12 protein-coding genes and 1 pseudogene are annotated in these 8,726 nt (G+C 70.9%); 11 read left to right on the top strand and 2 right to left on the bottom strand.

Annotation, left to right across the window (positions count from 1 at the left end; all coding sequences use genetic code 11):
- Positions 1-256: 256 nt before the first annotated feature.
- Together WMI84_RS14965 and WMI84_RS14960 are read left to right on the top strand one after the other, a co-directional pair.
- Positions 257-430, top strand: a pseudogene (locus WMI84_RS14965) (ISAzo13 family transposase); the annotation flags it as partial.
- A gap of 174 nt (positions 431-604) precedes the next feature.
- Positions 605-1,000 carry a VOC family protein gene (locus WMI84_RS14960; RefSeq protein ID WP_347354528.1) on the top strand — a complete coding sequence of 132 codons (396 nt, stop codon included), beginning with the start codon at positions 605-607 and terminating at the stop codon, positions 998-1,000.
- 56 nt (positions 1,001-1,056) lie between these two features.
- Here WMI84_RS14960 and WMI84_RS14955 read toward each other — a convergent pair whose 3' ends face one another.
- The gene (locus WMI84_RS14955) at positions 1,057-2,589 is read right to left on the bottom strand and encodes an MFS transporter (protein ID WP_347354526.1); all 1,533 of its coding nucleotides are present in this window, start codon (positions 2,587-2,589) and stop codon (positions 1,057-1,059) included.
- 2 nt (positions 2,590-2,591) lie between these two features.
- Positions 2,592-3,185, bottom strand: a complete 594-nt coding sequence (locus WMI84_RS14950; protein WP_347354524.1) for a TetR family transcriptional regulator — start codon at positions 3,183-3,185, stop codon at positions 2,592-2,594.
- Positions 3,186-3,420: 235 nt separating this feature from the next.
- Between WMI84_RS14950 and WMI84_RS14945 the strand changes: the two genes are divergently transcribed.
- The 9 genes from WMI84_RS14945 to WMI84_RS14905 all read left to right on the top strand — a co-directional run.
- Positions 3,421-4,395 (top strand): ATP-binding cassette domain-containing protein, encoded by a 975-nt coding sequence (locus WMI84_RS14945; protein WP_347354522.1) that lies wholly within the window; start codon positions 3,421-3,423, stop codon positions 4,393-4,395.
- Positions 4,388-5,227 carry an ABC transporter permease gene (locus WMI84_RS14940; protein ID WP_347354520.1) on the top strand — a complete coding sequence of 280 codons (840 nt, stop codon included), beginning with the start codon at positions 4,388-4,390 and terminating at the stop codon, positions 5,225-5,227. The genes WMI84_RS14945 and WMI84_RS14940 overlap by 8 nt, the downstream gene beginning before the upstream one ends.
- A 67-nt stretch (positions 5,228-5,294) precedes the next feature.
- Positions 5,295-5,945, top strand: coding sequence for a TetR/AcrR family transcriptional regulator (locus WMI84_RS14935; protein WP_347354518.1), 651 nt, complete (start codon positions 5,295-5,297; stop codon positions 5,943-5,945).
- A 103-nt stretch (positions 5,946-6,048) separates the two neighbouring features.
- Positions 6,049-6,285 (top strand): antitoxin MazE5, encoded by a 237-nt coding sequence (locus tag WMI84_RS14930; RefSeq protein WP_347354517.1) that lies wholly within the window; start codon positions 6,049-6,051, stop codon positions 6,283-6,285.
- A complete protein-coding gene (locus WMI84_RS14925) occupies positions 6,282-6,611 on the top strand; it encodes a type II toxin-antitoxin system PemK/MazF family toxin (RefSeq protein WP_347354516.1) in 330 nt (109 codons plus the stop codon). The genes WMI84_RS14930 and WMI84_RS14925 overlap by 4 nt, the downstream gene beginning before the upstream one ends.
- Before the next feature lie 139 nt (positions 6,612-6,750).
- On the top strand, positions 6,751-7,443 hold the full coding sequence (locus WMI84_RS14920) for a hypothetical protein (protein ID WP_347354515.1): 693 nt from the start codon (positions 6,751-6,753) through the stop codon (positions 7,441-7,443).
- Entirely contained in the window at positions 7,440-7,883 is a 444-nt protein-coding gene (locus tag WMI84_RS14915; protein WP_347354514.1) for a helix-turn-helix transcriptional regulator, read from the top strand. The genes WMI84_RS14920 and WMI84_RS14915 overlap by 4 nt, the downstream gene beginning before the upstream one ends.
- Positions 7,884-8,079: 196 nt before the next feature.
- The gene (locus WMI84_RS14910; protein ID WP_347354513.1) at positions 8,080-8,214 is read left to right on the top strand and encodes a hypothetical protein; all 135 of its coding nucleotides are present in this window, start codon (positions 8,080-8,082) and stop codon (positions 8,212-8,214) included.
- Between the two features lie 38 nt (positions 8,215-8,252).
- The coding region (locus tag WMI84_RS14905) for a class I SAM-dependent methyltransferase (protein ID WP_347354512.1) at positions 8,253-8,726 on the top strand (474 nt) is incomplete at its 3' end.

Below are 8,726 nucleotides of genomic sequence, written 5' to 3'. Positions count from 1 at the left end.
GCGGCACGCCGGGTGATGAACTCGCCCAGGAGCGTGACCACGTCGTCAGTGCTTGCAGCCCGACAACGGCCGTCCCGGAACCGTGTTCGACGAAGTGCACAGTGGTGCTGTCGATGGTTCGGTCCATACCTGCTCCTTGGATCCGTGTCAGTAGCACTGTCGGCATGTGGGGCGCTCCTGAGGTGCCTGTGAGTGGCTGAGCCCGCTTGACTGGGTGGTACCGCTTCCTTTCCGGCTAGCGTGATCTCCAGTCCGATCCCGGCAGGGACATCGGGCCGGACCCGACACGGTCGCCAAGCTGCTGCGCGCCCAAGGGTTCTCGCTGCAGTGCAACGCCAAGACGATCGAGGGCGGGCAGCACCCGGACCGGGACGTCCAGTTTGGCTACCTCAACGAGCAGGCCAAGGAGCATCTGGCCACCGGGCACCCGGGGGTTGTGAAGCGTTGTTGTCGTCATGACAACCGGAACGCTTCACAACCCCCGACGACCGCGACGGCACGCAGCCCCTGGATGTCCGAGCGGCGCGGACTCGGTGGGGTGGGGGTCATGCCAGACAGGCATGCCTGACGGGGTGGCTTGTGCCCCGGTGGGAGAATTGCAGATGTGCCAACTGTTGACTCCTTCAGCCATGTGACCCTGACCGTGACCGACCTCGCTGCAAGCACGGCCTGGTACGAGCGGGCCCTGGGGATGACGCGGGGTCGGGACATGAGCGGGCCCGGCTGGCGACGCACCCTCATGTTGGGCGGGCCGGGTGTCGTGCTCGGCCTGCAGGCACACGAGCGCACACCGGCGGGTGACCGCTTCGATGAGACGCGGGTCGGGATCGACCATCTCTCGATCGCGTGCACGGACCGGGCGGAGGTGCAGGCGTGGCTCGACCGGCTCGAGGAGTCGGGCGTGGCGCACAGCCCGATCAGCCCTGAGCCGGCCAACGTCGCCACGTGCAAGGACCCGGACGGCATCGCGATCGAGTTCTTCGCGCCGCCGAGCGCCTGAGCCGCAGGGAGCTTGTCGACTGCGCCTGCGGCTGGGATGGCTGGCCCAGCCATGGTCTAGTGCGCGACGCTGGTGCCCTTGGGGACCATGGCGAAGACCAGCACCGCGACCAGGAGCATCAGGGCTCCACCGACGAGGCCGGTCACCTCGAGGGAACGAGTGAACGCATCGCCCGCCTTGGCCGCCAGCTCCGGCTGGCCGAGCCCGTCGGCGATCGACACCGCAGCGCCGAGGGACTCCTTGACCTGTCCGGCGAGCTCCGGCTCCACCTGCTGCAGGGCTTGGAAGTGCTCGTCCGCGACCAGCCGCGATCGGTAGATCAGGGCGGAGATGCTGCCCAGCACCGCCACGCCCAGGGTTCCGCCCAGCTCGTATGACGTCTCCTCGAGTGCGCCGGCGTTGCCCGCCTTCTCCTCGGGTGAGCCGGACATGATCAGGGCCGACCCGATGGCAAGCGACCCGGTGCCCGCGCCGACGAGCACCAGCGAGACGAGCACGATGGTGAGGTCGAGCTCCTGACGGGACAGCCCGATGAGCAGCATCCCGGCAGCCGAGAACACCAGACCTCCTGCGAGCACGGCTCGGGCGCCGAGCAACCCGCTCAAGGGCGGGGCCAACATGGACGCGGCGGCACTGGCCAGTGCGATCGGGATCAGCCGCACACCTGCCTCGAGGGCGGTGGCGCCGTCGACGAGCTGGAGCCACTGCACGACCAGCAGCAGCACCGCGATCAGGGAGAACGTGGACCCCAGCGCCGCGATGATCCCGGCCGAGAACCGCCTGTTCTCGAACAGCCCGAGGTCCAGCAAGGGCTTGTCGCTGCGCAGGCAACGCACGGCGAACCACGCCAGGGTGGCCGCCGCGACGCCCAGGGCCATCCATGCCTCGGGCAGGTCGAGGGCGGCATACTTGCCGAACTGCTTGATGGACCACACCAGCGCGACCATCCCGACCAGGGACAGCGCGGCCCCCAAGGCGTCCCAGCGGCCCGGGTCGGAGACCCGGGACTCGGGCAGCAGCCAGATGCCGGCGATGATCGCGACCAGCATGAGGGGCACGTTGATCAGAAACGCGGCGTGCCACGAGAAGTGCTCCAGCAGCAGGCCGCCGACCAGCGGACCGACTGCGGCACCGAGCCCCGAGACCGCAGCCCAGACGCCCAGGGCCGCGGCGCGTTCTCCAGCATCGGTGAAGATGACTCGGATCAGCGACAGCGTGGTCGGCATGATCATGGCCCCGCCGACACCGAGGAAAGCCCGGATCGCGATCACCATCCCCGCGCTGTCGGCGAACAGGACCAGGACGGAGGCCACGGCGAATATCAGGTAGCCGAGCATCAGCATCCGCTTGCGGCCCCACCGGTCCCCGATGGCCGCCCACGAGACCAGCAGTCCCGCCAGCACGAGGGAGTAGACGTCGATGATCCACAGCTGCTGGTCCGACGTGGGATGCAGGTCGGCGGCCATGTCCGGCAGTGCGATGTTGAGGATGGTCATGTCCATCGTGATGACCAGCAGGCTGGCAGTCAGCACGGCCAGGGCCGCCCAGCGGCGCCCGCGCGAGAGCTCGGGTCCAGGTATGCCGGTCATCGTCAATCCGCCCCGGGCATGGTCAGGACCGCCTCGACCACGCTGTGAAGGGTGGCCTCCTCTGGAGGTGTCCCGCGCAACGCCGTGTGCACGGTCGCCCCGTCGAGGTACACCACCAGCGCCGCCGCCGGCCCGCGTCCGACGTGCGTCGACAGGATCGCCCCCAGGCCATCGCTCCAGCCCACGGCCACCTCGCGCAGCTCGGGATCGTCGGTGGCGGCGCCGATCAACGCAATGGTCGCGCGCACCTGGTGCTCGTCACTGAGGAACTCCCCCATCATCGACGTCAGCGTCTTGACAAGGTCCCCACCCTCGGCCAGACCCTCCTCGATCTCCGCAAGACCCTGGGCCAGCTCGTCGGCCAGGGCGCGCAGGGCACTGGCGCGCAGATCCTCTATCGAGTCGAAGTAGCGGGTGGTCGAACCCACCGCGACCCCCGCCCTCGCGGCGACCGCGCGGTGGGTCAGCGCCGAGGCCCCCTGCTCGACGAGGATGGCACAGGCCGCGGCGATGATCGCGCGTTGGGTGGCCTCGGGGTCCCGACGCCCGGGGGCGTCGTCGGCCAAAGCGTCCGACCGGCCCGACTGGGTTGGCATGTCACTCCGCAGGTAGTTGTACGTTTGTACATGTACTTTTGTACAGCATAAGCGGGCGACAGCCAAGTCGTCACGACACGATGACAACCCGTTTTGTATGCCGCCCAGCCCGCCCCGCGCGCCGGCGACGGGCGCGCGGGGCCGGCCCGGCGGCATACGGCACGGGTTCTGTCGATAACTGCAAACAGTGGTTGTGATATTTTTACCGTGAACAATGTTTGCAGAGGAGGCGGCGATGTCGGAGACCGTGGTCCGGGCCGAGGGCCTGACGAAGGTGTTCGGGCGGGGCGACGCGCAGGTGCGGGCCCTCGACGGCGTGGACCTGCACGTCGCCGCCGGATCGGTCACCTGCCTGCTCGGCCACAACGGGTCGGGCAAGACGACGCTGGTGCGGATCCTCGCGACCCAGACTCGTCCCACAGCCGGGCACGCGGAGGTGGCCGGCCTCGACGTGGTCGGACACCCCACGCAGGTCCGACGTTCGATCGCCGTGACCGCCCAGGACTCGACCCTCGACGACCGGCTCAGCGGCCGGGAGAACCTCTCCGTGCTCGCCCGGCTCTGGGGGCTGACGACGGCCGAGGCGCGGCACACGAGTACGGCACTGCTCGAGGGCTACGACCTGACCGATGCCGCCGACCGGCCCGTGTCGACGTGGAGCGGTGGCATGCGCCGCCGGCTCGACCTCGCGGCCAGCCTGATCCGCCGGCCGCGGCTGCTCGTCCTCGACGAGCCGACCACCGGTCTCGACCCGGAGAGCCGCGCGACGATCTGGCGCAACGTCGCGGCCCTCGCGCGGTCGGGCACGAGCGTCCTGCTGACGACCCAGTACCTCGACGAGGCCGACCACCTCGCCGACCACGCGGTCGTGCTGCGCCGGGGCCGGGTCGTCGCCGACGAGAGCCCGACGCGCCTGAAGCGACGCATCGGCCGCCGCCTCGAGCTGCGCGGTGTCGGGGCCGGGCTGGAGCGAGTCCGTGCGGCGCTTGGGCCGACCGGGATCAGCGAGGTGGACGAGCCGGGCGCCGAGGCGGACGAGACGCCCGGCGAGGGCACCCGCTTCACCGCCCGGGTGGTCGACGATGCCCTCACCCTGCCGACCGTTCTCGACGCCCTCGACGACTCCGGTCTCACCGTGCACGACATCGGTCTGCACGAGCCGACGCTCGACGAGGCCTATCTCGCACTGATGGGAGAACACGATGACTGACACGACCGTCGCACGCAGCACCCTGGACGTCCTACTCGCCGGCGACGGTCAGGACGCGGCCTTCACCGCCCAGGTGGCCGCGGTCATGCGCCGGCACCTGCTCGTCCTGCGCCGGAACCCGGCGCTGGTCGCCGACTCGCTGCTCGGGCCGGTGAGCCTGGTGCTGATGTTCGGCTACGTCTTCGGCGGGGCCATCGCCGGTGCCGACATCGCGGCCTACCGCGACAGCCTCATCGCCGGCGCCCTCGTGCTGACCGCTGGGACGAGCCTGGTCATCGTCGCCGGCGACACGGCCCGCGACCTGCGCAGGGGCATGACCCCTCGGACACTCACGATGCCGGTAAGCCGCCTGGCCGTCCTGCTCGGGGCCGCGCTCGTGCAGTTGCTGGCCTCGGTCATCCTCTACGCGGTTATGCTGGGTGTCGGGACGCTGACCGGGTGGCGCTGGCATGCCGGTGTGGTGTCGGCCCTCGGCGGGCTGGGCCTGCTCGTCCTGTTCGGCTTCGCCCTGACCTGGTTGGGTATCCAGCTCGGCCTCGTCATCAGGGACGAGCAGGTCATCCAGCAGCTGGCCTCGCTCATCCTCGGCGGGGTGCTCTTCTCCAACGCGATGGTCCCCGTCGAGACCATGCCGGGCGTGGCGCGCGCCATCGCGGAATTGAACCCGTTCAGCGCGGTCGTGTCCGCACTCCGGGTCCAGTTCGGCTCCGGCGCCCTGCCCGACGGGCCGTGGCCGCTCGCGCACCCGATCCTCGCCACGGTCGGCTGGTCGGTGCTGCTCCTGCTCGTGTTCGTGCCCGCGACGACTCGCCGGCTCGCGCGGCAGGGCTGACTCGTCGGGGCGTCGCCCACGCAGTAGCCGGCTCGTCGGGGGCGTCGACGCTCCGTAGGGTGTCATCGTGACAACCCCGCCGCCCGACACCGTGTGGACGCGCGCTGTGCGCGGCCGGCGTGGCCCGGCCCGGTCGCTCGACCTCGACCAGCTCGCCGCGGCCGGAGTGGAGCTGGCCGATGACGGCGGGCTCGATGCGGTCACCATGCGCGCCGTCGCGGCGCACGTCGGTGCCAGCTCCCCGGGGCTCTACCGCTACGTCGAGACCCGGGACGAGCTGATCGACCTGATGGTCGACCATGTGGTGCGCGAGGTCCGCTTGCCGCACCGCCGGGGTCCCTGGCGTCGGCGGCTGCTCGCGCTCGCCGTCGCGCAGAGTGAGGTCTACCGCCGGCATCCCTGGCTGGCCGACGCCGCTCGCGGCCCCCGCGTCCTCGGGCCGGAGGGGTCCGGGCTGTTCGAGACCTACCTGCGGATCGTCGAGCCGGTCGAGACGACGACGGCGGCCAAGCTCGAGCTGTTCGCTCTGCTCACCGGCCTCGCCACCCTGTTCGCCCCGGCGACGACCCTGGCCACCAACCCGTTCCCGCTCGCCGGCCCCGCCACGACGCCGTTGCTCTGGTCGGCGCTGACCTCAGCGACCGGCGAACCCCGTTCCCAGGAGGCGTTGTTCGCGGCCATCGCCGAGGCGATGATCGACGCCATCCTCACCCCATAGGGCCCAATCCCGCCGCTCAGGAAAGGCAGGCGCTCTCCCTGGCAAGTCGCTGGACGAGCTCGAGGACGACGGGTCGGAAGCCGAGCAGTGGCATGATGATGGCATGCCTCGCATACGCCTGAGTACGACCGTCGATGCCGAGCTGCTCAGCAGCGCCCGCAAGGTTCGGTCCGGCGCGACGGACGCCGCCCTCGTGGACGAAGCGCTCGCCGCTCTGCTGGCGAAGCACCGTGCGGCAGAGGTGGACGCGAGCTACGCTGCCTATGACGCGCACCCGCTGGACGAGCCGGACGAGTGGGGCGACCTGGCCTCCTTCCGGCAGGCCGCCTCGGCCTCATGACGGACGTCCCCGCCCGCGGCGAGGTGTGGTGGTGCGAGCTGGAGCAGGTCGGCCGCCGCCCGGTCGTGGTCCTGTCCCGCGATGCGGCAATTCCACGCCACGGCCGAGCCCTCGTCGCCCCCTGCACGACCACGATCCGGGGACTTGCGAGCGAGGTCGTGCTCGAACCCGGCGACGACCCGGTCCCACTCCGCTCGGCCGTCAACCTCGACTCGGTCGAGAGCGTCTCGATCGGCGTCCTCGTGCAGCGTCTGGGACGGCTCGCCGAGGTGAGGATGCGCCAGATCTGCGCCGCGCTCGCCGTCGCGGTCGACTGCGCTGACTGAGCTCGACTCTGCCTCGGCCGAACCCAGGGCTGCCCGGGTGCCATACAGGGCACCTGGTTCGTGCCGACGGACGGTGCCACGAGGCCTGCCAGGACCAGGCTCATCAACACAGGTGTATCACAAGTGATACGGTGGTTGGGTGACGTCGAGTGGGCTCGCTGAGGTGTTGGCCTCCGCGGCACGCCTTCAGCAGGTCGTCCCGGACGCCGTCCTCGTCGGCGGTACGGCAGCGGCGTGGCATGCGCACCACCGACAGTCCCACGACCACGACCACGTGGTCGCCGACCTCGCCGAACGTTATGGCGAGGTCCTCGAGGCGGTCGAGTCGACCGAGGGCTGGGCCACGAGCGTCCGCGCAAGTTCGCCGCCGCTCACCCTGCTGGGGTCGCTCGACGGTATCGAGGCCGGGCTGCGCCAGCTCCGGCGGGGACGCCCTCTCGAGGTCGAGGAGGTCGACGTGGCGGGGCGGGTCCTGCGCGTCCCGACGCTGCCGGAGTGCCTGCGGGTCAAGGCCTACCTCGTGGTCCAACGCAACCAGGTGCGGGACTACCTCGACACCGTGACCCTCGCCGACCGGCTCGGCACGCCTCGATCGGTCGAGGTCCTGTCCCGCATCGACGACTACTACCAGGACCGGTCCGGGGTCGCCGACTCGGTGCTGACGGCCCTGCTCCAGCGGCTGTCCGAGCCGGCGCCCCGGGACGTGCGGGTGACCCGCCAGCTCAGCTCCTACAAGGGGCTGGTCCAACGGTGGCACGACTGGGGTGCGGTGGTCGGCGCCTGCCAGGAGCTCGCCGACGCGATCGTCGACGCATTGGAGGCGGGGGCATGACGGTCGCCTTCCGCAACGTCGACGTCGATCCCGCAGCGCCCGTCGAGTCGTGGCCCTACGAGGCCATCGTGACCGTCATCGAACGAGGGACGATCGGTGACTGGCTCCGGCTGACGCGCGCGATCGACGCCGACCCGTGGGGGCCGGTCGCACGCCAGGTGGAGGACTACCTGTCCTACGAGTCGCCCTACGGCGTCGGGCCGTTGCTGGTGCGAGCGGTCGCCCGCGCCCGCGGCGAGGCCGAGCGCGCCGAGCGGGCCGCGGTCGCCGCCGAGGTTGCCGACCTCGTCGCCCGGTCCGGACTGTCCATGACCGAGCTGGCATCACGGGTCGGTACGTCCCGGACCCGCCTGTCGACCTACCGCTCGGGTCGCGTCGTCCCGTCGGCCACGATGCTGCGCCGACTCCGGACCCTCGTGGACCGCCTGGCCGGAGGCTGACCTCACCGACGAGCTTGGCCCAGCCGAGCGGCATACGGCCCGAGAATGTGGTGGGCCCCCGTCCGAGGTCACTGGCAAGGTGACGCCAGGGCCACCCCGGCCCACGAAGGAGACCCGAGATGACCCGCGTTCGCGTCGATCTCAACATCTCGCTGGAGGCTACGCCTCGACGGCCGACCAGACCCCCGAGAACCCGATGGGCGAGGACTGGGGACGACTCACCGCGGCGTATGCCGCGACCCGCACGTTCCGCGAGCGCGTCCTCGGCGATACCAGCGGTGCCCTGGGCCGCGGCGACCGGCTCTGGGACGACCGATCACGGCTAGCCTGAAAGTCACCTGAAAGACCTTGCACACGAAGGAGATCGCCGTGGACCGCTTCAGCGAGGAGGCCCCGACCTGGGACCAGAAGCCAGGACATGCTGATCGGGCCCGGTCGGTGGCCGAGGTGATCCGACGGGCCGTGCCGCTGCGCCCGGACATGCGCGCGCTCGAGATCGGTGGCGGGACGGGCCTGTTGGCACGCGCGCTCGCCGAGGACATCGGTCGTGTCGTGGTCACCGACGTCGCGCCGGGCATGCTCGAGGCGGCCCGCGAGGCGCTCGCGGACGCCCGCTACGACGGGTGGGAGGTGCGGCGCTACGACATCGAGCACGACCCCGTGCCGGACGAACGGTTCGACCTCGTCCTCGGGCTGCTCACGCTGCACCACATGGGCGACGTCGCCGCGGTGATCGGCGTGTGCGCGCGGCTGCTGGTCCCCGGCGGCTACGTGGCGCTGGTCGACCTCGACCACGACGCCGACGGTGCCTTCCACGCCCAGGTGCACGACTTCCACGGGCAC

The sequence above is a fragment of the Intrasporangium sp. genome, from assembly GCF_039812505.1.
Taxonomy (GTDB): domain Bacteria; phylum Actinomycetota; class Actinomycetes; order Actinomycetales; family Dermatophilaceae; genus Intrasporangium_A.
Note: the sequence above shows the minus strand (reverse complement) of the source record. Positions and strands in the feature narration are given on the sequence as shown.

Bases quoted from the DNA above. Each gene is read 5' to 3' on its own strand.
- WMI84_RS14940 (WP_347354520.1), top strand. From the start codon at position 4,388: ATGACTGACACGACCGTCGCACGCAGCACCCTGGACGTCCTACTCGCC.
- WMI84_RS14950 (WP_347354524.1), bottom strand. From the start codon at position 3,185: ATGCCAACCCAGTCGGGCCGGTCGGACGCTTTGGCCGACGACGCCCCC.
- WMI84_RS14910 (WP_347354513.1), top strand. From the start codon at position 8,080: ATGGGCGAGGACTGGGGACGACTCACCGCGGCGTATGCCGCGACCCGC.
- WMI84_RS14955 (WP_347354526.1), bottom strand. From the start codon at position 2,589: ATGACCGGCATACCTGGACCCGAGCTCTCGCGCGGGCGCCGCTGGGCG.
- WMI84_RS14945 (WP_347354522.1), top strand. From the start codon at position 3,421: ATGTCGGAGACCGTGGTCCGGGCCGAGGGCCTGACGAAGGTGTTCGGG.
- WMI84_RS14925 (WP_347354516.1), top strand. From the start codon at position 6,282: ATGACGGACGTCCCCGCCCGCGGCGAGGTGTGGTGGTGCGAGCTGGAG.
- WMI84_RS14930 (WP_347354517.1), top strand. From the start codon at position 6,049: ATGCCTCGCATACGCCTGAGTACGACCGTCGATGCCGAGCTGCTCAGC.
- WMI84_RS14915 (WP_347354514.1), top strand. From the start codon at position 7,440: ATGACGGTCGCCTTCCGCAACGTCGACGTCGATCCCGCAGCGCCCGTC.